We start from the raw sequence: 21083 nt of genomic DNA, 5'->3' as shown, positions 1-21083 counted from the left end.
GGGTCAGTGACAGATGAATTGACTGACCCACCGCATTCGCGAGCAAGCCCGCTCCCACAGGTATTTGTAGTGTTGGACAACTCTCGCACACACAAAAACGCCCGGCATAACCGGGCGTTTTGTATTGACTTGCTTAACGAGCGCGGTAAGTGATGCGCCCTTTGCTCAAGTCATAGGGCGTCAGCTCGACGCGCACTTTGTCACCGGTAAGAATACGAATGTAGTTCTTGCGCATCTTGCCGGAGATATGCGCGGTTACGACGTGCCCATTTTCCAACTCCACACGAAACATGGTGTTGGGCAGGGTGTCGACGACAGTGCCTTCCATTTCGAAGCTGTCTTCTTTCGACATGCAGTAAAGCCCTCGGTATCCAGTGAATGGCCCGGTGCAACTGCGCCAGGCAAAAGCGGCGTGCATTGTGCCCGAAAAAGGGTGTTTAAGCCAAGGGGTTCTAGTTAAGCGTTACCCATCTTTGATTAATCAGTAGCTCAATGGGCCGATATTGGGTCTTGTAGTTCATCTTTTTGCAGTTCTTGATCCAGTATCCGAGGTACACCGCCTCAAGCTCCAGGCGCGCGGCTTCACCGATTTGCCACAAAATCGCAAAGCGCCCAAGGCTGCGGCGTTCTTCGGCCGGCTCATAAAAGGTGTAGACCGCCGACAGGCCGTTGGGCAGCAGGTCGGTCACCGCCACGGCCAGCAGACGGCCGTCCAGGCGGAACTCATAGAAGCGCGAGAAGGGCAGGTCGCGCACCAGGAAGGTCGAAAACTGATCACGGCTGGGCGGGAACATATCGCCGTCCGCATGGCGTTGCTCGATGTAGCGCTGGTAAAGATCGAAATATTCTTCGCTGTACTGCGGCTTGGTGGCCGTGACCGTCAGGTCGGCGTTACGTTTGAGGATGCGTTTCTGGTTACGGTCCGGCAAAAACTGCGCAACCGGGATGCGCGCAGGCACGCACGCATTGCAATTCTGGCAATGGGGCCGGTACAGATGATCGCCACTGCGCCGAAAGCCCATCTCTGAGAGGTCGGCATACACATGCACGTCCATCGGCTGGCTGGGGTCGAGGAACAGCGTGGTGGCCTGCTCGTCAGGCAGATAGCTGCAAGAGTGGGCTTGAGTGGCATAAAACTTCAAGCGCGCCAGCTCGGTCATGATCAACCCTCGGGATAAGCTTTGAAATAAGTGTAAGCCAGGTACGCGGAAGTCGCCTAGGAAACCCACGGGCCAGAGCTGGGTTGGTCTAAATGGTTACGCAGGAAGCCGGCAAATTCACTGCGTGGTATGGCGCGGGCGCCGAGGCTGTGCAGGTGATCATTGGGCATCTGGCAGTCGATCAGGACAAAACCCCAGGCCAGCAACTGGCGGGTCAGCGTGGCAAAGCCGAACTTGGAGGCATTGTCGGCGCGGCTGAACATCGATTCGCCAAAAAACAACTGGCCCATTGCCAGGCCATACAGGCCGCCGACCAGCGTGCCGTCATCCCATACTTCGACGGAGTGCGCGTAGCCGCGCTGGTGCAGCTCCAGGTAGGCGCTTTGGATACCTTCGGTGATCCAGGTGCCGTCCGCATAAGCGCGCGGCGCGGCGCAGGCCTGGATGACGGCGGCGAAGTCCTGGTCAAAGGTCACGCTGTAACGCTGCTGGCGCAACAGTTTGCCCAGGCTGCGTGACACGTGCAGCTCATCGGGGAATATCACCGTGCGCGGGTCTGGAGACCACCAGAGGATGGGCTGGCCATCGGAGAACCACGGGAAGCAGCCATGGCGGTAGGCCTGGATCAGGCGTTCGGCCGACAGGTCGCCACCGGCGGCCAGCAGGCCATTGGGTTCGCGCATGGCCTTGGCCAGCGGCGGGAAAGTCAGGGAGTCGCGTTGCAACCAGGTCAGCATGGCATCCAGGCTTACGGTAGGGGAGGGGAGTGGCAGGTATGACGCCTGCCGCATGTGGGGTGATTATTGTCGACAAGGCGCTGTGGGGCCAGCCCGAATCGGGCATCGGCGCGCAATAGCGTTAACGGGTGTTTCTGCAACTCTGCCGCGCAGGCGCGGTCGTAATCGGGTCTGGGCGATGCAGGCCAATTGCCAAGCTTGTCTACTTTGATAAAAACAGCGCATAAGCCTTTGTCAGCAAAGACAATGCATGCTCAAATTGAACAAGCTGTGACACATCCTCTGTCCAGGCCTGCGGGTGAGGGCAAGTACGTGGCATCGCCGACGCAAACCCGTACAATGCGGGCATTGTGGCGTTATCGCCCTTTCACCTGTTCATCACCCAATGTTAAAAGTAGTTTCAGCGACATTCGTTCATTTTTCAGCTGCTCGGATTGAGCAGTGTGCAGTCATTCAACAGATGGACGCGCTAAAGGCGCAGGAATAGACCCGTTTTGAAGAAATCCGCCGCAACACCTAAAGCAGCAGTCGTGCCGGCCTGGCGCCAGCACCTGCATTACCGACTCAAGGAAGGCGCGCTGATCGCTATCGGCGCCCTGTGCCTGTTCCTGATGATGGCCCTGCTGACCTATGGCAAGGACGATCCGGGCTGGAGCCACAACAGCAAGATCGAAGACGTGCAGAACTTCGGCGGCCCCGCCGGTTCCTACAGCGCCGATATCCTGTTTATGGTGCTGGGTTACTTTGCGTATATCTTCCCGCTGTTGCTGGCGATCAAGACCTGGCAGATCTTCCGCCAGCGTCACGAACCGTGGCAGTGGAGCGGCTGGCTGTTCTCCTGGCGCCTGATCGGCCTGGTGTTCCTGGTGTTGTCCGGCGCGGCGCTGGCGCACATTCATTTTCATGCACCTACCGGCCTGCCGGCGGGCGCGGGCGGGGCGTTGGGCGAAAGCCTCGGCGACCTGGCGCGCAAGACCCTGAACATCCAGGGCAGCACCTTGATGTTTATCGCGCTGTTCCTGTTCGGCCTCACCGTGTTCACCGACCTGTCGTGGTTCAAGGTGATGGACGTGACCGGCAAGATCACCCTGGACCTGCTCGAATTGTTCCAGGGCGCCGCCAACCGTTGGTGGTCGGCCCGTGTCGATCGCAAGCGCATGGTCGCGCAGCTGCGTGAGGTGGACACCCGCGTTAACGAAGTGGTGGCCCCGAGTACGCCGGACCGCCGTGAGCAAGCCAAGGTCAAGGAACGCTTGATCGAGCGCGAGCAGGCCCTGAGCAAGCACATGTCGGACCGCGAGAAGCAGGTGCCGCCGGTGATTGCCCCGGCACCGCCCAAGGCGCCGGAACCGAGCCATCGTGTGCAGAAAGAGAAGCAGGCGCCGTTGTTTGTCGACAGCGCCGTCGAAGGCACTCTGCCGCCGATCTCGATTCTCGACCCGGCCGAAAAGAAACAACTCAATTATTCTCCGGAGTCCCTGGCGGCCGTCGGCCACCTGCTGGAAATCAAGCTCAAGGAATTCGGCGTCGAAGTCTCGGTAGATTCGATCCACCCAGGCCCGGTGATTACCCGTTACGAAATCCAGCCGGCAGCTGGCGTCAAGGTCAGCCGAATCTCCAACCTGGCCAAAGACTTGGCCCGTTCCCTGGCCGTGACCAGTGTGCGTGTGGTGGAAGTGATCCCCGGCAAGACCACCGTCGGCATCGAGATTCCCAACGAAGACCGCCAGATCGTGCGCTTCTCCGAAGTGCTGTCTACCCCGGAATACGACAACTTCAAATCGCCGGTCACCCTGGCCCTCGGCCATGACATCGGCGGCAAGCCGGTGATCACCGACCTGGCGAAAATGCCGCACTTGCTGGTGGCCGGTACCACCGGTTCCGGTAAGTCGGTGGGTGTGAACGCGATGATCCTGTCGATCCTGTTCAAGTCCGGCCCGGATGACGCCAAGCTGATCATGATCGACCCGAAGATGCTCGAATTGTCGATCTACGAAGGCATCCCGCACCTGCTGTGCCCGGTGGTGACCGACATGAAGGACGCCGCCAACGCCCTGCGCTGGAGCGTCGCCGAGATGGAGCGCCGCTACAAGCTGATGGCGAAGATGGGCGTACGTAACCTGTCGGGCTTCAACGCCAAGGTCAAGGAAGCCCAGGACGCCGGCACACCGCTGACCGACCCGCTGTACAAGCGCGAAAGCATTCACGACGAAGCGCCGCTGTTGACCAAGCTGCCGACCATCGTGGTGGTGGTCGACGAATTTGCCGACATGATGATGATCGTCGGCAAGAAGGTTGAAGAGCTGATCGCGCGTATTGCCCAAAAGGCGCGTGCGGCCGGTATTCACTTGATCCTCGCGACCCAGCGGCCGTCGGTGGATGTGATCACCGGCTTGATCAAGGCCAACATTCCAACGCGGATGGCGTTCCAGGTTTCCAGCAAGATCGACTCGCGTACCATTATCGACCAGGGCGGCGCCGAGCAATTGCTCGGCCACGGTGACATGCTCTACATGCCGCCCGGCACCAGCCTGCCGATTCGGGTACACGGCGCGTTTGTGTCCGATGACGAAGTACACCGCGTGGTTGAAGCCTGGAAACTGCGTGGCGCGCCGGAATACAACGACGATATCCTCGCGGGCGTGGAAGAGGCCGGCAGCGGCTTCGACGGCGGCAGCGGTGGTGGCGACGATGATGCTGAAACCGACGCCCTCTATGACGAAGCCGTGGCCTTTGTGCTCGAAAGCCGCCGCGCCTCGATCTCTGCGGTGCAGCGCAAGCTGAAAATCGGCTATAACCGCGCCGCGCGCATGATCGAATCGATGGAAAATGCTGGCGTCGTCACCCCGATGAACACCAACGGTTCTCGCGAAGTCATCGCCCCCGGGCAGATGCGCGACTGACCACGTGCCGCGTGGCAGCACGCGGCTCGCCCTGACTACTCAATGAGGATTCCCATGCGCTTTATCCGCATGCTGTTGTTGCCGGCACTGGCCCTGACTGCCGTTTCGGCCCACGCTGATCCGGCCTCCGTGGCCAGCCTGACCAACCTGTTGGACAAATCCAAGACCCTGACCGCGCGCTTCTCGCAGTTGACCCTGGATGCCGGCGGCACCCAGTTGCAGCAGACCGAAGGCGAAATGGCCGTGCAGCGCCCCGGGCTGTTCTACTGGCACACCGAAGGCAAAGCCGAGCAGACCATCGTTTCCGATGGCCAGAAGGTCACCCTGTGGGACCCGGACCTGGAACAGGCGACCATCAAGAAGCTCGACCCGCGCTTGAACCAGACGCCGGCGCTGCTGCTGTCGGGCGATGTGTCGAAGATCAACGACAGCTTTGATATCACCTCCAAGCAAACCAGCAACGTGATCGAGTTCACCCTCAAGCCCAAATCCAAGGACACGCTGTTTGACAGCCTGAACCTGTCGTTCGGCAATGGCGTGATCAACAACATGCGCCTGATCGACAGTGTTGGCCAACGCACCGATATCCTGTTCTCCGGCGTCAAGGCTAACCAGCCAGTAGACCCATCCAGGTTCAAGTTCGTCATCCCCAAGGGTGCCGATGTTATCCAGGAATAAGATCCAGGAATAACCTGTCTAGAGGTTTCAAACGCTGCCCATGGATTTGTTTCGAAGTGACCCGATTGCTCAGCCGCTGGCGGCGCGTTTGCGCTCGACCAACCTGGATGAGTACGTCGGGCAGGAACACCTGCTCGCTCGCGGCAAGCCTTTGCGTGAAGCCCTGGAGCAGGGTGCGCTGCACTCGATGATTTTCTGGGGGCCGCCGGGCGTGGGTAAAACCACCCTGGCGCGGCTGCTGGCGAAAGTCTCGGATGCACACTTCGAAACAGTCTCGGCGGTGCTGGCCGGAGTCAAAGAAATTCGCCAGGCGGTAGAAGTCGCCAAGCAGCAGGCCGGGCAATACGGCAAGCGCACCATCCTGTTTGTCGACGAAGTGCATCGTTTCAACAAGTCGCAGCAGGACGCGTTTTTGCCGTACGTTGAAGATGGCACGCTGATTTTCATTGGTGCGACCACCGAAAACCCTTCATTTGAACTCAACAATGCCCTGCTCTCGCGAGCGCGTGTCTATGTGCTCAAGAGCCTGGACGAAGCAGCGATGCAAAAGCTGCTGCATCGGGCGCTGAGCGAAGACAAGGGCTTGGGCAAGCGCCAGCTGAGTGTCAGCGATGAAGGTTTCAAGATTCTGCTGGCTGCCGCCGATGGCGATGGCCGGCGCTTTCTGAACCTGTTGGAGAACGCCTCGGACTTGGCCGAAGACGGCCACGAGATTGGCGTCGACCTATTGCAAAGCCTGCTTGGCGACACGCGCCGTCGTTTCGACAAGGGCGGCGAAGCCTTCTACGACCAGATCTCGGCACTGCACAAATCCGTGCGCGGCTCCAACCCTGACGGCGCTTTGTACTGGTTCGCGCGCATGATCGACGGCGGCTGCGACCCGCTGTACCTGGCGCGCCGCGTGGTGCGCATGGCCAGCGAAGACATCGGCAACGCCGACCCGCGCGCCCTGAGCCTGTGCCTGGCGGCCTGGGATGTGCAGGAGCGCCTCGGTAGCCCGGAAGGCGAGCTGGCCGTGGCCCAGGCCATCACTTACCTGGCCTGCGCGCCAAAAAGCAACGCGGTGTACATGGGCTTCAAATCCGCCCTGCGCGCCGCTGCCGAATACGGCTCTCTTGAGGTGCCGATGCACCTGCGCAATGCGCCAACTAAGCTTATGAAACAGTTGGGTTATGGCGATGAATACCGCTATGCGCACGATGAGCCGGACGCCTATGCGGCCGGCGAAGACTACTTCCCCGATGAGCTTGAGCCCTTGCCGCTTTATCAGCCGGTGCCGCGTGGCCTGGAGCTGAAAATCGGTGAAAAGCTCAATCACCTCGCCCAACTCGACCGCCTCAGCCCCAAACAGCGGAGAAAGTAGTGCTCAAGACCATTCTTGCCGTGTCCGCAGCGGGCATCGCTGGTACATTATTGCGTTTCGCCATCGGTACTTGGGTCAGCGCCAACTGGCCAAAGCATTTTTATGCGGCGACCCTGGCGGTCAATCTGGTGGGCTGCCTGATTATCGGCCTGTTGTACGGCTGGTTCCTGTTGCGCCCCGAAGTGCCGATTGAAGTTCGCGCCGGCTTGATTGTCGGCTTTGTAGGCGGTCTTACGACCTTTTCATCCTTTTCACTGGATACGGTGCGCCTGCTCGAAAGCGGGCAAGCTTTGGTAGCCTTCGGTTACCTGGGCATCAGCGTGTTCGGCGGGCTGCTCGCCACCTGGGCTGGCCTGTCCTTGACCAAACTTTGATAAACGAGAGACCGACATGCTCGATTCCAAACTGTTACGTAGCAACCTTCAGGACGTAGCGGACCGCCTGGCATCCCGTGGCTTTGCCTTGGATGTTGCGCGCATCGAAGCGCTGGAAGAACAGCGCAAGACCGTCCAGACCCGCACCGAAGCACTGCAGGCTGAGCGTAATGCGCGTTCCAAATCCATCGGTCAGGCCAAGCAGCGTGGCGAAGACATCGCGCCGTTGATGGCGGACGTCGAGCGCATGGGCACCGAGCTGTCCGACAGTAAAGTCGAACTGGAAGGCATTCAGGCCGAGCTGGATTCGATCCTGCTGGGTATCCCGAATATTCCACATGAATCCGTGCCGATTGGCGCAGACGAAGACGGCAACGTCGAAGTGCGCCGCTGGGGCACGCCAACCGCCTTTGATTTCGAGATCAAGGATCACGTCGCGTTGGGCGAACTGACCGGCGGCCTGGATTTAGAAACCGCCGCCAAAATGTCCGGCGCACGCTTTTCCCTGATGCGCGGCCCGATCGCGCGCATGCACCGAGCCTTGGCGCAGTTCATGATCAACCTGCACACCGGCGAACACGGTTATGAAGAAGCCTACACGCCGTATCTGGTGCAGGCGCCGGCGTTGATGGGCACCAGCCAATTGCCGAAGTTCGAGGACGACCTGTTCAAGATCAGCCGCAAGGGTGAAGCTGACCTGTACCTGATCCCGACCGCCGAAGTGTCGCTGACGAACATCGTCGCCGGCGAGATCCTCGATGCCAAACAACTGCCACTCAAGTTCGTGGCACACAGCCCGTGCTTTCGTAGTGAAGCCGGAGCGTCGGGCCGAGACACCCGCGGCATAATGCGCCAGCACCAGTTCGACAAGGTCGAGATGGTGCAGGTGGTCGAGCCGTCGACCTCCATGGACGCACTGGAGGGCCTGACAGCCAACGCCGAACGCGTCCTGCAACTGCTCGAGCTGCCGTACCGCGTACTTGCGCTGTGCACCGGCGATATGGGTTTCAGCGCCGTGAAAACCTACGACCTCGAAGTGTGGGTGCCGAGCCAGGACAAGTACCGCGAAATTTCGTCGTGCTCCAACTGCGGTGATTTCCAGGCTCGTCGCATGCAAGCGCGTTTCCGTAGCCCGGAAACCGGCAAGCCGGAACTGGTGCACACCCTCAACGGTTCCGGCCTGGCCGTTGGCCGTACCCTGCTGGCCGTGTTGGAAAATTACCAGCAGGCCGACGGTACCATCCGTGTGCCTGAAGTGCTCAAGCCGTACATGGGCGGCGTTGAGGTCATCGGCTAAATGGAATTTCTGCCGCTGTTTCATAACCTGCGCGGCAGTCGTGTGTTGGTCGTCGGTGGCGGGGAGATTGCCTTGCGCAAATCCCGGCTGCTGGCCGACGCCGGTGCGTTACTGCGGGTGGTTGCTCCCCAGATCGAAGACCAGTTGCGAGAACTGGTGCTGGGCAGTGGCGGGGACCTGATTTTGCGCGGTTATCAGGAGGCTGACCTTGACGGTTGCGTGCTGATTATCGCGGCCACGGACGACGAACCGCTGAACGCGCAAGTGTCCAGCGATGCCAAGCGTCGTTGCGTACCGGTCAATGTGGTGGACGCGCCCGCCTTGTGCAGCGTGATCTTCCCGGCGATTGTCGACCGTTCACCGTTGGTGATTGCGGTGTCCAGCGGAGGCGATGCGCCGGTGCTGGCGCGTTTGATCCGCGCCAAGCTGGAAACCTGGATTCCGTCGACCTATGGCCAATTGGCCGGTTTGGCGGCGCGGTTTCGCGCCCAGGTCAAAGGTTTGTACCCGGATGTGCAGCAGCGTCGGGCCTTTTGGGAAGAAGTGTTCCAAGGCCCGATTGCCGACCGTCAATTAGCCGGGCAGGGCGATGAAGCTGAGCGTCTGTTGATCGAGAAGGTCAATGGCGCGCCGCCGTACGCGCCGGGCGAGGTCTATTTGGTCGGTGCTGGGCCGGGTGATCCGGACCTGCTGACCTTCCGCGCCTTGCGCCTGATGCAACAAGCCGACGTGGTGCTGTACGACCGCCTGGTGGCCCCGGCGATTCTTGAACTGTGCCGCCGTGACGCGGAGCGTATCTACGTCGGCAAACGGCGCGCCGACCATGCCGTGCCGCAGGATCAGATCAACCAGCAGTTAGTGGATTTGGCCAGGCAGGGCAAGCGCGTGCTGCGTCTAAAAGGTGGTGATCCGTTCATCTTTGGCCGTGGCGGCGAAGAAATCGAAGAGCTGGCGGCCCATGGCATTCCGTTCCAGGTGGTGCCGGGGATCACGGCGGCCAGCGGTTGTGCGGCGTATGCGGGGATTCCGCTGACGCATCGTGACTATGCGCAGTCGGTGCGCTTTATCACCGGGCATTTAAAGAACGGGACGTCGGACCTGCCCTGGCATGACCTGGTGGGGCCGTCGCAAACGTTGGTGTTCTACATGGGGCTGATCGGCTTGCCGATTATCTGTGAGCAACTGATCAAGCACGGGCGCGCGGCGGATACACCGGCAGCGTTGATCCAGCAGGGCACCACGTCCAACCAGCGCGTGTTTACCGGCACCCTGGCCGACCTGCCGCGCATGGTGGCGGAGCATGAAGTGCATGCGCCGACACTGGTGATCGTCGGTGAGGTGGTGGTGTTGCGCGAGAAGCTCAAGTGGTTTGAAGGCGCGCAATCCCAGGTCTGACATCGCCGCTGTGGTGAGTGATCTTAATGTGGCGAGGGAGCTTGCTCCCGTTGGGCTGCGAAGCGGCCCTAAAACCAAACACCGCGTTTTGCCTGGCAGAACGCGGTGTTTTTATTGGGGCCGCTGCGCAGCCCAGCGGGAGCAAGCTCCCTCGCCACAAGGTGTTTTCAGTTCCAGACGCTTTTACCGCTCAACCGCGCCCGATCATGCTCGGCATCAAACCTCTGCAATGGCCCTTTCGGCACAATCCCGGTGGGGTTGATCGTCCGATGGCTGGCATAGTAATGCCCCTTGATATGCGCAAAACCCACCGTCTCGGCCACGCCTGGCCACTGATACAACTCCCTTAGCCAGTTCGACAAATTCGGGTAATCGGCAATCCGCCGCAGGTTGCATTTGAAGTGGCTGTAATACACCGCATCAAAGCGAATCAGCGTGGTGAACAGCCGTACATCGGCTTCGGTCAGGTATTCACCGGCCAGGTAGCGCTGCTCAGCCAAGTGCTGTTCCAGGCGATCCAGCTCGGCAAACACATCATCAAAAGCACTTTCATACGCCTGCTGCGAGGTGGCAAACCCTGCGCGGTACACGCCATTGTTCACGGCGGGATAGATGCGCTCGTTCAACGTATCGATTGTCGGGCGCAGGGCTTCGGGGTAGAAATCCAGGGTATTGCCGGTCAGCCCGTTAAACGCGCTGTTGAACATGCGGATGATCTCCGCTGATTCATTGCTGACGATGCGCTTAAGCTTCTTGTCCCACAGCACTGGCACGGTGACACGCCCGGTGTGATTTTCGGTGTCGGCGGTGTAGCGCTGGTGCATGAAGTCGAAACCATCGAGCTTGTCACCGGTGGAACCGTGGGCCTTGTCGAAGGTCCAGCCGTTTTCAAGCATCAGCCAACTGACCACGGACACGTCGATCAAACTTTCCAAACCCTTGAGTTTGCGCAGGATCAGCGTGCGATGCGCCCACGGGCAAGCCAGGGACACATACAGGTGGTAACGACCGGCTTCGGCCTTGAAACCGCCGTCGCCGCTGGGGCCAGGCTCGCCATCGGCGGTCACCCAGTTGCGGCGTTGCGCCTGCTCGCGCTGGAACGCGCCGTCTGCGCTACTTTCGTACCACTGGTCTTTCCAGTGTCCTTCGATCAGCAAACCCATGACTGGCTCCTTGGCTAATAAGCGTTGGAGCCCAGTCTAAAGGGCTGAGTTCGAACTAAAAGCGCAAAGACCGGGCGGGAATCATCGATTAAATCGATTTATCCCGCGCATCCCAGTATTGCTGGGCCAATTCGAACGCCTGTTCCCGAGCATGGCCGAGGCCGCGCAAGGCCAGGGCCATGGTCGCGATCAGCGCGAGTTGCGGGTAACTGTCCTCGACATCACCGCGCCACAAGGCTTTTAAATGCTCGGGCTCCAGGCTGGCCGGTTTGACGTGGCGCTGGGCGGAGAGGGCGGGCCACTCTTCGTCCCAGCTCTGGCCGCCGGTGGTGCCATACAAATGGCTGAGGGTGTCGGGGTTGATCTCGACTTCGCCGCCATCACCCTTCACCACAATCACATTATCGCCCAGCAGGCCGCTGGCATCGCGGTGTACGCCCTGGTAACCGGGGTGGAAAATGCTTTGCAGGCCACAACGCGCGCTCAGCGGATTGAGCAGGCGCGCCAGGGAATGGATCGGCGAGCGCAGGCCCAGGGTGTTGCGCAAGTCAATCATGCGTTGCAGTTGTGGCGCCCAGTCACCCAGCGGGATAAACGCCAGGTTGCCGTGCTCGAACGCCGTCTCGACCTGTTTCCAATTGCGACACAGTGGGATTTGCAGGCCTTGCAGCAATTGCTCGGTGTACAAGCGGCCTGCTGTGTGGGCGCCGCCGCCGTGCATGAGGATGCGCACACCGTTTTGCGCCAGGCACTTGGCCGCCAGCAGGTACCACGGCAGGTGGCGTTTTTTGCCAGCGTAAGTCGGCCAGTCGATGTCCACATTCAGCGTCGGTGCCTTCAGGCGTTCGCGCACGGCTTCGGTGAAACCGGCGAGTTCTTCCGGGCTTTCTTCCTTGTGACGCAACAGCATCAGGAAGGCGCCGAGCTGGGTGTCTACGACTTTTTCGTCGAGCAGCATGCCCATGGCTTCGCGGGCTTCCTCACGGGTGAGGTTGCGCGCGCCGCGCTTGCCTTTGCCCAGGATGCGCACGAACTGCGCAAACGGGTGCTCGGCGGGGGTTTCAAGGGTGAGCGGGGCAAAGTCGGTCATAAGCAATTCGTCGGCCTGGGCAGGCCCGCCAGCTTGGCGGCAAGTTTGGCGGGGGTGCCATTGAAGAGTTTGTTGAGGTGCAGGCTGTTGCCCTTGTGCGGGCCGAGCTTTAAAGCTGTGTACTTGATCAGCGGGCGTGTGGCGGGAGACAGCTGGAACTCGGCGTAAAACCCGCGCAGCAGTTCGAGGATTTCCCAATGCTCGGCGGTCAATTCCAGGGGCTCAGTGGCGGCCAGGGCATTGGCCACGTCGACGGACCAGTCATTCAGGTCGACCAGGTAGCCGTCCTTGTCCAGCTCAAGCGTGCGTTCGCCTACGGTCAGGGTGTTCATAGCCAGGTGTTGACCTTGTCGTAATCGATCGACAGCTGCACAAACCCTGGGTAGTCGACGCTGTCAGCCCAGTCCGGCAGGGACAGGTTGCGTGCCTGCATGTCTTCGGCCAGGACAAAGACCTTCACGCCCCCGGTTTGCAGGGCTGCGTTGTGCAGGCCGTAGGCGCCATCGCCACACAGCAGGATAGCGTCCTCGGCGCCGCACACGCGCAGGCAACTGGCCAGGCGGCTATCGGTAAACGGGGAGTGAGATACCACATGCAAAGTCGACATCAGAGGGTCATCACCTGGTCATAACGGTCAATCAATTCGGCGATCGCGGCACTGTCCAGCGCCTGCGCGCTGGCAGGTGCTGCGAGGCTGCGCTCGGCAAGGCTGTGGCTGCACGCAAACACGTCATCGATGCCGAACAGGCCCAACGCCTGCAGGTTGGCGCTGAGGTCCTTTTGTTGCACGGCCTTGGCGTGCTGATGTGGCGCTAATTGAAATACACCGTCGTCCATAAACAACAGACCGATGGGCAGATCAAACGCGCCACCGGCCAGCACGATATCCAGCGCTTCCCGTGCACTTGGGCCGGACCACGGCGCCTGTCGGCTGATCACCAGTAAAGACTTGGCCATCTTACGGCCCTCCAAAACAGATCAGGCGGTCGGCAGCCTGGATGGCGTCATGCAATTGCCCCAGGCCCGACAACGCCCACGGCGCGTCGAGGTTCACCGCGCTGCGTTGGTAGCGCGTGGCTTCCTCTGTATTGAGTACGCCACGGCGCAAGGCAGCGGCGATGCACACCACGCCGTCGAGCTGATGCTGGCTGACAAACTCACGCCACTGGCGGGCAATGTCTTGCTCATCCTGGGGCGCAACGAGGTTATTGGCAGCGCTGTACACGCCATCCTGATAAAAAAACAGCCGCACAATCTCATGCCCACCGGCCAGCGCTGCCTGGGCGAACAGCAAGGCGCGGCGCGAGGAGGGCGCATGGGCGGCGGAAAATACTGCAATCGCAAACTTCATGGAACACTCTGCAAGCAAACTTGAGCCAATGATAAAGCCGCCGCCGCGAAAAAGCCCGCCGTGATCAAAACGGTCACTGTCGCTGATCGTTCTGACGATTGCCGCCAGGCGCAAGGCTGCCTAGGCTGTGGGCATACGCAAACGAAATGGAGTCTTCATGTCAGGTCCCTTGGCGTCCCTCAAAGTGCTGGATTTTTCCACCTTGCTGCCTGGCCCGTTCGCGTCCCTGATGCTGGCGGACATGGGCGCCGAGGTGCTGCGTATCGAATCGCCCACGCGCATGGACCTGTTGCGCGTGCTGCCGCCCCATGATCAGGGCACTTCAGCGAGCCACGCCTACCTCAACCGCAACAAGCGCAGCCTGGCACTGGACCTCAAGCAGGCCGAGGCGCTGCAGATCGTGCGTGAGCTGGTCAAGGACTATGACATTGTCCTTGAGCAATTCCGGCCCGGGGTGATGGAGCGTCTGGGCCTGGGTTATGAGGCGCTGAAGGCGCTCAACCCCAGGCTGATTTATGTGTCGATCACCGGCTACGGCCAGACCGGGCCTTATAAAGACCGCGCCGGGCACGACATCAACTACCTCGCGTTGGCCGGCGTGGCCAGTTATACCGGCCGCCAGGACAGTGGGCCGTTGCCGCTGGGCGTGCAATTGGCGGATGTCGGCGGTGGTTCGCTGCACGCGGTAGTGGGGTTGCTCGCCGCCGTGATTGCCCGCCAGCACAGTGGCCTCGGCCAATACCTGGATGTGAGCATGACCGACTGCTCGTTCAGCCTGAATGCCATGGCCGGTGCGGGCTACCTGGCCTGTGGAGTGGAGCCTGAGTGGGAGAGCCATGTGCTCAATGGCGGCAGTTTCTACGATTACTACCGCACGCGTGATGGGCGCTGGATGTCGGTAGGCAGCCTGGAGCCGGCGTTTATGCGGCAATTGTGCGAAACCCTGGGGAGGCCGGAACTGGCCATGCAAAGCTTGAAACCCGAGCAGCAAAAAGCCCTGAAACTGGCGCTGCAGGTTGAGTTTGAGAAGCGCAGCTTTGATGAATTGTGTGAGTTATTCGCCGCGGTGGATGCGTGTGTTGAGCCGGTGCTGAGCCTGAGTGAAGCGCTGGCGCATCCCCAGTTGCAGGCGCGCGAGCTGGTCAGCCAGGTGCCACGGGGTGATGGCTCGACCCAGGCGCAACTGGCCTGCCCATTGAAGTTTTCCGAGGGGTTGCCGCAGCCTCGGCATATTGGCGCTGCCGTGGGGGCGCACAGTGATGAGGTGTTGGCTGAGTTGGGGTTTAGTGCTCAGCGGATAGCCGAGTTGCGGCGGGCCAAGGTTGTTGGGTGACCCCAATGTGGGAGCGGGCTTGCCCGCGATAAGGCCCTCACTCCACCCGAGTTTCCCCTGTGTACACCAAAGTGTGCCGACACCGCCTGCACAAATACCGCCGCCCCTGGTTCACCAGACCATGCCTCTGGGCCGAAAACGGGAAATCGCTGTCGGCACACGGGCAGCGGTAGATATACCGGGTCACCTGACGGCGCTTGATCTCATACGTGTGGCACCGATCCGGCGGCAGTTCGTAAACCCCGCGCATGATCAACTGCCATTCCTCGCCATGGGGCTGGATGCGCTCGCCAAACAATTGGTGGGCGATCAGGTGCGCCACCTCATGGGCCACGGTCTGCTTGAGGAAGTGTTGGCTGTTTTCGCGGTACAACTGTGGGTTGAAGCGCAGCAGGTTCTCGTGCAAATGCGCGACACCGGCCTTCTGGCCCCGCAGCTTGAGGCTGACCTGGGGGCGTTTGAAGCTTCGTTTAAAAAAGGATTCGGCTTGTAGGAAACAATCTTCGACGCGGGTATTGAGTTGCTCGGGCATGCTGACCATATCTCCAGAGACGTCCAGTATGCCGCAAAAGCAAGTGTTTCCGAATCTGTCAGGCGCCGAATGGTCATGCATAACGCACAAAGCCACCTTGCGGTGGCTTTGCCTGCGGTTTATCCGCTTAGCTGGTGTAGATCGGGCCTACGCCCAGCCCCCAGACGATTACGGTAAACGCCATGATTGCCACCAGTACCACCAGGCCCACGGCCAGTACCGAGCTGGAAAACAGGAAGCCTTCATCCGGGTCGATGTTCATAAACGTCGGCAGCCCCACATACAGCAAGTACACCGTGTAACAGATCGCCGCCGTGCCCACGACCATGCCCAGCCACATATGTGGATAGAGCGCCGCCAGCCCGCCGATAAACAGTGGGGTCGCGGTGTAGGTGGCAAACGCGACGCAGCGCGCCATGCTCGGGCTGGCATCGTAGGTACGGGCCATCCAATGGATGAAAGCGCCCATCACCGCCACGCCGCCGAGCATTGCCGCGTAAGACATAATGGTCATCCACAGCGCACTTTCCTGGGTCAACATAACCGGGGCGCGGCTGCCGATGACCCAGCCGACCTGGGTGGTGCCGATAAACGCCGAGACGGCGGGGATCGCCGCGAGAATCAAAGTATGAGTGAGGTACATGTGGCCGATACTTTCTTCCTTATCGCCACGAATTTCCCGCCATTCCTGGTCGGGATGGGTAAACAGCCCCACGACGTGATGGATCATGCCAGTCACTCCTGTCGTTATTACCATCGCCCCCCATCGGAGCGCCCACGGGCCAAATGGCCACATAAGGTCCTGGATAGTTGTGCGACCTTACGTCGCAGTATAGGAAGTGATGACCGGAAAAACTGTAGGGCTTTAGAGCAAATTGCGCTGAAAATACTGGCGCTAATCGCGGTGAGGTCTCTCAGGCAAGGCGCGACTGGAAATGTGGGAGCGGGCTTGATCGCGAAAGCGTCGTGTCAGTTGATACATTCATCACAGGTACAGCGCCTTCGCGAGCAAGCCCGCTCCCACATTGGATCTCGGCCAGTCTTAGCGGTAAAATGCCCGGCTTTTCGTCACACACCTCTAGCGGATCCAAGCGCCATGGGCACTCTTACGGTCAACCAGAACAAACTGCAAAAACGCCTGCGTCGCCTGGCCGGGGAAGCGGTCGCCGATTTCAACATGATCGAGAACGGCGACAAGGTCATGGTCTGCCTCTCCGGTGGCAAAGACAGCTACACCCTGCTCGACGTGCTGCTGCACCTGCAAAAGGTCGCGCCGATCCGGTTCGAGATCGTCGCCGTCAACATGGACCAGAAACAACCGGGCTTCCCCGAACACGTGCTGCCGGCCTATCTTAAAGCGCTGGGCGTGGAGTACCACATCGTCGAGAAAGATACCTACTCGGTGGTCAAGGAACTGATTCCGGAAGGCAAGACCACCTGCTCGCTGTGCTCACGCCTGCGTCGTGGCACGCTTTACACCTTTGCCGATGAGATCGGCGCGACCAAGATGGCCCTGGGGCACCACCGCGATGACATCGTTGAAACCTTCTTTCTCAATATGTTCTTCAACGGCTCGCTCAAGGCCATGCCGCCCAAGCTGCGTGCCGATGACGGGCGTAACGTGGTGATCCGCCCGCTGGCGTATTGCAACGAGAAGGACATCCAGGCTTACTCCGACTTCAAGCAATTCCCGATCATCCCGTGCAACCTGTGCGGCTCCCAGGAAAACCTGCAGCGCCAGGTGGTCAAGGACATGCTGGTGGACTGGGAGCGCAAAACCCCGGGCCGCACCGAAAGCATCTTCCGTAGCTTGCAGAATGTGCAGCCGTCGCAACTGGCCGACCGCAACCTGTTCGATTTCACCAGCCTTAAAATTGACGAGACCGCCGCTTCGCGCTTCGTCAATGTGGTGAACCTCTAAGACGTTTCAACGCTCTGAAAGACGGCGCTCACGGGCGCCGTTTTCAATTCAACTGCCAGGAGAGGGCATGCGCGATTACAAGTGGCTGCACGAATATTGTCTGAACCGCTTTGGTTCAGCGGCCGAGCTGGAAGCCCACCTGCCGGCACCCAAGACCCCGGCGCAATTGCGCAAGATCAGTGATGACCGCTACCTGTCGACCCTGGCGCTGCGCGTATTTCGCGCGGGTTTGAAGCACAGTGTGGTGGATGCCAAATGGCCGGCGTTCGAGCAGGTGTTCTTCGGCTTCGACCCGGAAAAAGTCGTGCTGATGGGCGCCGAGCACCTGGAGCGCCTTATGCAGGACGCGCGCATCATCCGCCACCTGGGCAAGCTCAAGAGCGTGCCGCGCAATGCGCAGATGATGCTGGATATTGAGCTGGAAAAAGGCAGCTTCGGCGCGTTTATCGCCGACTGGCCGGTGACCGATATCGTCAGCTTGTGGAAGTACCTGAGCAAGCATGGCCACCAGTTGGGCGGCCTGTCGGCGCCGCGTTTTTTGCGCATGGTGGGCAAGGATACGTTTGTGCCGAGCGATGACGTGGTGGCGGCGTTGAACGCGCAGAAGATCGTCGACAAGGCGCCGACCAGCCTGCGGGACTTGGCGACGGTGCAGGGCGCGTTTAACCAGTGGCACGCCGAGAGTGGGCGGCCGATGTGCCAGTTGTCGATGATGCTGGCTTATACAGTGAATCATTGAGACCGAGGTGAGGCTATCGCAGGCAAGCCAGCTCCCACATTCGACCGCATTCCAAAGGATGTACGCGGATAAATGTGGGAGCGGGCTTGCTCGCGAAGACTGACTGTCCGGCGCCAAATTCCTATCAGACTTGCGCCAACCGCCGATTCAACTGATGCCGCCACCGCACATACAACAGCGCGGTACAAAACACCGCCAGACTCGCCAGCATCTCCAGCACCCCGAACCACTGCCGGTTCGGGTCATACGCTGCCAATGCACCCTTGATGAAATACAGGTTCACCACAAAGCACATCCACGAATGCCCGCGCGCGCTGCCCAGCAGCATGCCCGGCGCCAGCACCAGCAGCGGCACCAGCTCAATCAGCAGTATCACCCAAGGGCGCGCACCGTGCAGGTCGGCGATGAACAGGTAATACACACACAGCAAACCCACCAGCCCTAGAAAAGCCACCAAGCTCAGTACGCGTGCCGCCTCGACCCGGGGTTCCAGCCACGCCTGGGGCGGCAGGACCTTAGGCTTTCTGGCCACGGCCGTTCTCCAGCAGCATGGCGGTAGTGGCCAGGCGCAGGCCGAGTGCCCGGCACAGGGTGATTTCGTGCTGATCAAGCATGCGTTTGCCGTCCGGCCCGGAATGATGGCTGGCGCCATACGGCGTGCCGCCGCCCTGGGTGTCGAGCAAGGCTTGTTCGCTGTAGGGCAGGCCGGTGATCAGCATGCCGTGGTGCAGCAGCGGCAGCAGCATCGACATCAGCGTGGTTTCCTGGCCGCCGTGCAGGCTGGCGGTGGAGGTGAACACGCCAGCCGGCTTGCCGACGAGTGCGCCGGTGAGCCACAGGTTGCTGGTGCCATCGAGGAAGTATTTGAGCGGCGCGGCCATGTTGCCAAAGCGCGTCGGGCTGCCCAGGGCCAGGCCCGAGCAGTTTTTCAGGTCATCCAGGCTGGCATACAACGCGCCTTCGTCCGGGATGCTCGGCGCCACGGCTTCGCACTCGGTTGAGATCGCCGGTACGGTGCGCAGGCGGGCTTCCAGGCCGCCTTGCTCGATGCCTCGGGCAATCTGCCGAGCCATCTCGCTGACCGAGCCATTGCGGCTGTAATACAGCACCAGCACATAGGGCGCGGTCACGGCAGCAACTCCAGTACGTTTTCCGGTGGGCGGCCGATGACGGCTTTGTCGGCGGTTGCCAGGATCGGGCGTTCCATCAGCTTGGGGTGCTCGGCAATCGCGGCAATCAACTGCGCTTCACTGAGGCTGGCGTCGGCCAGGTTAAGGGTTTTGTATTCGTCTTCGCCGGTGCGCAGCAGTTGGCGCGCGCTGATGTTCAGCTTGCCGAGCAAGGCCTTGAGTTTCGCGGCGTCCAGCGGCGTTTCGAGGTAGCGCACCACGGTCGGGGTCAGGCCGCGCGCTTCCAGCAGTTCAAGCGCACCGCGCGATTTCGAGCAGCGCGGGTTGTGATAAAGCGTCAGATCGGTCATGTGCGGGTCGCATCTTGCGTAAGGTGGCGGGTATTCTACCTGCGCGGCGACCGGTCCTTAAACCGTAAGAGGCGATAGGTCGCAGCCAACGTTCATTTTTTTGCGAAGGATTACCCCATGACTAGGCGACTGATCGGTGCATTGGCGATCATCACAACCCTGCTGCTCAGCGGCTGCGGTAACGATTACGGCGTTGACCAATATGGCAAGAAAGTGGCGGCCGAACGACTGGACAAACAATGGGTGGTGGTCAACTACTGGGCCGAATGGTGTGGCCCGTGTCGCACGGAAATTCCGGAACTGAATGCCTTGGCCGAACAGTTGAAAGGCCAGAACGTGGGCGTGTTCGGGGTCAATTTCGACAACGTGCAGGGTGAAGAACTCAAGGCCGCCAGCGAGAAGCTGGGGATCAAGTTCACCGTGCTGGCGCAGAACCCGGAAGAGATTTTCGATATTCCACGCAGCGAGGCGCTGCCGGTGACCTACATCATTGATGACAAGGGCAAGGTGCGTGAACAGCTGATGGGTGAGCAGACGGCGGAAGGTGTGTTGGCCAAGCTCAAAGCCTTGCGTGGTTAAAGCAACAACATCAATCAAATGTGGGAGCGGGCTTGCTCGCGAAGACGGTGGATCAGTCAACTTCAGTTGTGACTGACGCACCGCATTCGCGAGCAAGCCCGCCCCCACATTTGGACCGCGAAAACCCGGAATCAGCCTTCTTCCAGCCACAGGCGAATCGGCTTGCCTTCAGCCGGCCAGAAGCGGGTTTGCTCGATCGGTGAAATATCCCAGCGCTGCACACCTTGCAGGGCCTGGAAGAAGCGGTGTTCCTGCTCCATCAAGGCTTCGGCGCAGAGTTTACGGGTGCTGCCGATCTTGCCGAAACTGAGCGTCCGGCCTTCGACGGTGTACGGCGCGAACCAATGGTTGCAGCCGCCATTGCCGTAGGCACGGCCATCGGCGCCGAGGGTGACGGTCAGGTGCGCGTAATCCATCAGCGGCCGTTCGCCAATCCATTCCACTACGTAGCTGTGGTCTTGCTGCAGCTTTACCGCGTCACCGGCGCAGCCCGTCAGGGCCGCACCGAGAGCGGCGAGCAGCAGGCCTTTCATTGCGCAGCCTGCTGGCATTTCGGGCAGCGATGTTTGTCGCCTTCGCTGGCCCAACCCAGTTCCTTGATGCGCGCATTGGCGGCCGGTTGCAGCGGCTCTTTGGCCAGCTTGGTTTCCACGGCGAATTCAAACGCCAGCAGGCTGTCGCAGCTGTCGCAGTTGACCTTCCAGGTGTGAATTTCCAGCTCGCCGAATTTCGGCCCCTGGGCCATGGCGACCCACTGGCCCGCCGGGCGGATGGAATAGCGCGCGTCACCTTCGACGGTCAGGCGCATCGACAGGGTTTTACTGCCGCGCAGGGTGACGATCAAGACGTCGCCATGTTTGATCGAACCACCGTTGCCGGTGACCTGGTAACGGCCCGGCACCAGGGCGCGGCATTCGATCAGGGTGTGTTGCGGGCTCAGCAAGCTGAAGCGGAAATCGTGTTCGGCCATGGATCCTCCAAATAGGCG

The 21083-nt window shown here is 60.5% G+C and carries 26 protein-coding genes; 10 read left to right on the top strand and 16 right to left on the bottom strand.

Features of this window, described 5'->3' with window-relative positions:
- Nucleotides 1-133: 133 nt before the first annotated feature.
- The 3 genes from infA to aat all read right to left on the bottom strand — a co-directional run bounded on the left by infA (nt 134) and on the right by aat (nt 1897).
- On the bottom strand, nt 134-352 hold the full coding sequence (gene infA / locus ACTD9P_RS09425) for a translation initiation factor IF-1 (RefSeq protein WP_002553999.1): 219 nt from the start codon (nt 350-352) through the stop codon (nt 134-136).
- 100 nt (nt 353-452) lie between these two features.
- The gene (locus ACTD9P_RS09420; RefSeq protein WP_017137504.1) at nt 453-1160 is read right to left on the bottom strand and encodes an arginyltransferase; all 708 of its coding nucleotides are present in this window, start codon (nt 1158-1160) and stop codon (nt 453-455) included.
- Nucleotides 1161-1216: 56 nt separating this feature from the next.
- Nucleotides 1217-1897, bottom strand: coding sequence for a leucyl/phenylalanyl-tRNA--protein transferase (gene aat / locus ACTD9P_RS09415; RefSeq protein WP_438867511.1), 681 nt, complete (start codon nt 1895-1897; stop codon nt 1217-1219).
- Nucleotides 1898-2391: 494 nt separating this feature from the next.
- Between aat and ACTD9P_RS09410 the strand changes: the two genes are divergently transcribed.
- From ACTD9P_RS09410 to cysG, 6 genes are read left to right on the top strand one after another with little or no spacing between them, the layout of a single operon-like run.
- Nucleotides 2392-4800, top strand: a complete 2409-nt coding sequence (locus ACTD9P_RS09410) for a DNA translocase FtsK (RefSeq protein ID WP_138814953.1) — start codon at nt 2392-2394, stop codon at nt 4798-4800.
- Between the two features lie 54 nt (nt 4801-4854).
- Nucleotides 4855-5478: an outer membrane lipoprotein periplasmic chaperone LolA gene (lolA, locus tag ACTD9P_RS09405; RefSeq protein ID WP_438867510.1), complete on the top strand. Its 624-nt coding sequence runs from the start codon at nt 4855-4857 to the stop codon at nt 5476-5478.
- Between the two features lie 40 nt (nt 5479-5518).
- Entirely contained in the window at nt 5519-6841 is a 1323-nt protein-coding gene (locus ACTD9P_RS09400) for a replication-associated recombination protein A (protein ID WP_138814955.1), read from the top strand.
- On the top strand, nt 6841-7215 hold the full coding sequence (crcB, locus tag ACTD9P_RS09395; protein ID WP_438867509.1) for a fluoride efflux transporter CrcB: 375 nt from the start codon (nt 6841-6843) through the stop codon (nt 7213-7215). The genes ACTD9P_RS09400 and crcB overlap by 1 nt, the downstream gene beginning before the upstream one ends.
- Before the next feature lie 16 nt (nt 7216-7231).
- Nucleotides 7232-8512: a serine--tRNA ligase gene (serS, locus tag ACTD9P_RS09390; RefSeq protein ID WP_438867508.1), complete on the top strand. Its 1281-nt coding sequence runs from the start codon at nt 7232-7234 to the stop codon at nt 8510-8512.
- Nucleotides 8513-9907, top strand: a complete 1395-nt coding sequence (cysG, locus tag ACTD9P_RS09385; RefSeq protein WP_438867507.1) for a siroheme synthase CysG — start codon at nt 8513-8515, stop codon at nt 9905-9907.
- 167 nt (nt 9908-10074) lie between these two features.
- Here cysG and ACTD9P_RS09380 read toward each other — a convergent pair whose 3' ends face one another.
- The 6 genes from ACTD9P_RS09380 to tusD form a co-directional block, all read right to left on the bottom strand.
- Nucleotides 10075-11070 carry a glutathione S-transferase family protein gene (locus ACTD9P_RS09380; protein WP_438867506.1) on the bottom strand — a complete coding sequence of 332 codons (996 nt, stop codon included), beginning with the start codon at nt 11068-11070 and terminating at the stop codon, nt 10075-10077.
- 88 nt (nt 11071-11158) lie between these two features.
- Entirely contained in the window at nt 11159-12160 is a 1002-nt protein-coding gene (locus ACTD9P_RS09375) for a glycosyl transferase family protein (RefSeq protein ID WP_438867505.1), read from the bottom strand.
- The gene (locus ACTD9P_RS09370) at nt 12157-12492 is read right to left on the bottom strand and encodes a TusE/DsrC/DsvC family sulfur relay protein (protein ID WP_438867504.1); all 336 of its coding nucleotides are present in this window, start codon (nt 12490-12492) and stop codon (nt 12157-12159) included. The genes ACTD9P_RS09375 and ACTD9P_RS09370 overlap by 4 nt, the downstream gene beginning before the upstream one ends.
- Complete coding sequence (tusB, locus tag ACTD9P_RS09365) at nt 12489-12767, bottom strand: sulfurtransferase complex subunit TusB (RefSeq protein WP_438867503.1); 279 nt, start codon at nt 12765-12767, stop codon at nt 12489-12491. Before tusB ends, ACTD9P_RS09370 begins: the two co-directional genes overlap by 4 nt.
- Complete coding sequence (tusC, locus tag ACTD9P_RS09360) at nt 12767-13117, bottom strand: sulfurtransferase complex subunit TusC (RefSeq protein ID WP_438867502.1); 351 nt, start codon at nt 13115-13117, stop codon at nt 12767-12769. Before tusC ends, tusB begins: the two co-directional genes overlap by 1 nt.
- A 1-nt stretch (nt 13118) precedes the next feature.
- The gene (gene tusD, locus ACTD9P_RS09355) at nt 13119-13511 is read right to left on the bottom strand and encodes a sulfurtransferase complex subunit TusD (RefSeq protein WP_200431820.1); all 393 of its coding nucleotides are present in this window, start codon (nt 13509-13511) and stop codon (nt 13119-13121) included.
- Between the two features lie 157 nt (nt 13512-13668).
- On the opposite strand from tusD, the gene ACTD9P_RS09350 reads away from it, so the two are divergent.
- Nucleotides 13669-14844: a CaiB/BaiF CoA transferase family protein gene (locus ACTD9P_RS09350; RefSeq protein WP_438867501.1), complete on the top strand. Its 1176-nt coding sequence runs from the start codon at nt 13669-13671 to the stop codon at nt 14842-14844.
- Nucleotides 14845-14881: 37 nt separating this feature from the next.
- On the opposite strand, the gene ACTD9P_RS09345 is transcribed toward ACTD9P_RS09350, so the two are convergent.
- Nucleotides 14882-15376: a SprT family zinc-dependent metalloprotease gene (locus tag ACTD9P_RS09345; protein ID WP_056861886.1), complete on the bottom strand. Its 495-nt coding sequence runs from the start codon at nt 15374-15376 to the stop codon at nt 14882-14884.
- Between the two features lie 127 nt (nt 15377-15503).
- Nucleotides 15504-16106, bottom strand: coding sequence for a Yip1 family protein (locus ACTD9P_RS09340; RefSeq protein ID WP_138814965.1), 603 nt, complete (start codon nt 16104-16106; stop codon nt 15504-15506).
- Between the two features lie 366 nt (nt 16107-16472).
- On the opposite strand from ACTD9P_RS09340, the gene ttcA reads away from it, so the two are divergent.
- Both ttcA and ACTD9P_RS09330 read left to right on the top strand, forming a co-directional pair.
- On the top strand, nt 16473-17297 hold the full coding sequence (gene ttcA / locus ACTD9P_RS09335; protein WP_438867499.1) for a tRNA 2-thiocytidine(32) synthetase TtcA: 825 nt from the start codon (nt 16473-16475) through the stop codon (nt 17295-17297).
- A 67-nt stretch (nt 17298-17364) separates the two neighbouring features.
- Complete coding sequence (locus ACTD9P_RS09330; protein ID WP_438867498.1) at nt 17365-18036, top strand: DNA-3-methyladenine glycosylase I; 672 nt, start codon at nt 17365-17367, stop codon at nt 18034-18036.
- Nucleotides 18037-18160: 124 nt separating this feature from the next.
- Here ACTD9P_RS09330 and ACTD9P_RS09325 read toward each other — a convergent pair whose 3' ends face one another.
- The 3 genes from ACTD9P_RS09325 to arsC are packed head-to-tail and all read right to left on the bottom strand — an operon-like array spanning nt 18161 to nt 19516.
- The gene (locus tag ACTD9P_RS09325) at nt 18161-18568 is read right to left on the bottom strand and encodes a DUF2069 domain-containing protein (protein ID WP_438867497.1); all 408 of its coding nucleotides are present in this window, start codon (nt 18566-18568) and stop codon (nt 18161-18163) included.
- Nucleotides 18552-19166, bottom strand: a complete 615-nt coding sequence (gene wrbA / locus ACTD9P_RS09320; protein WP_138814969.1) for an NAD(P)H:quinone oxidoreductase — start codon at nt 19164-19166, stop codon at nt 18552-18554. The genes ACTD9P_RS09325 and wrbA overlap by 17 nt, the downstream gene beginning before the upstream one ends.
- On the bottom strand, nt 19163-19516 hold the full coding sequence (arsC, locus tag ACTD9P_RS09315; RefSeq protein WP_438867496.1) for an arsenate reductase (glutaredoxin): 354 nt from the start codon (nt 19514-19516) through the stop codon (nt 19163-19165). Before arsC ends, wrbA begins: the two co-directional genes overlap by 4 nt.
- A gap of 117 nt (nt 19517-19633) precedes the next feature.
- Between arsC and ACTD9P_RS09310 the strand changes: the two genes are divergently transcribed.
- Complete coding sequence (locus ACTD9P_RS09310) at nt 19634-20095, top strand: TlpA family protein disulfide reductase (RefSeq protein WP_058419872.1); 462 nt, start codon at nt 19634-19636, stop codon at nt 20093-20095.
- Between the two features lie 131 nt (nt 20096-20226).
- On the opposite strand, the gene ACTD9P_RS09305 is transcribed toward ACTD9P_RS09310, so the two are convergent.
- Entirely contained in the window at nt 20227-20628 is a 402-nt protein-coding gene (locus ACTD9P_RS09305; RefSeq protein WP_438867495.1) for an META domain-containing protein, read from the bottom strand.
- Entirely contained in the window at nt 20625-21065 is a 441-nt protein-coding gene (locus ACTD9P_RS09300) for a hypothetical protein (protein ID WP_438867494.1), read from the bottom strand. The genes ACTD9P_RS09305 and ACTD9P_RS09300 overlap by 4 nt, the downstream gene beginning before the upstream one ends.
- Nucleotides 21066-21083: the final 18 nt, after the last annotated feature.

The organism is Pseudomonas onubensis, from assembly GCF_965653655.1.
In the GTDB taxonomy this organism is placed as follows: domain Bacteria; phylum Pseudomonadota; class Gammaproteobacteria; order Pseudomonadales; family Pseudomonadaceae; genus Aquipseudomonas.
The sequence above is the reverse complement of the archived record's forward strand: the minus strand, read 5'-3'. Positions and strand labels throughout refer to the sequence as shown.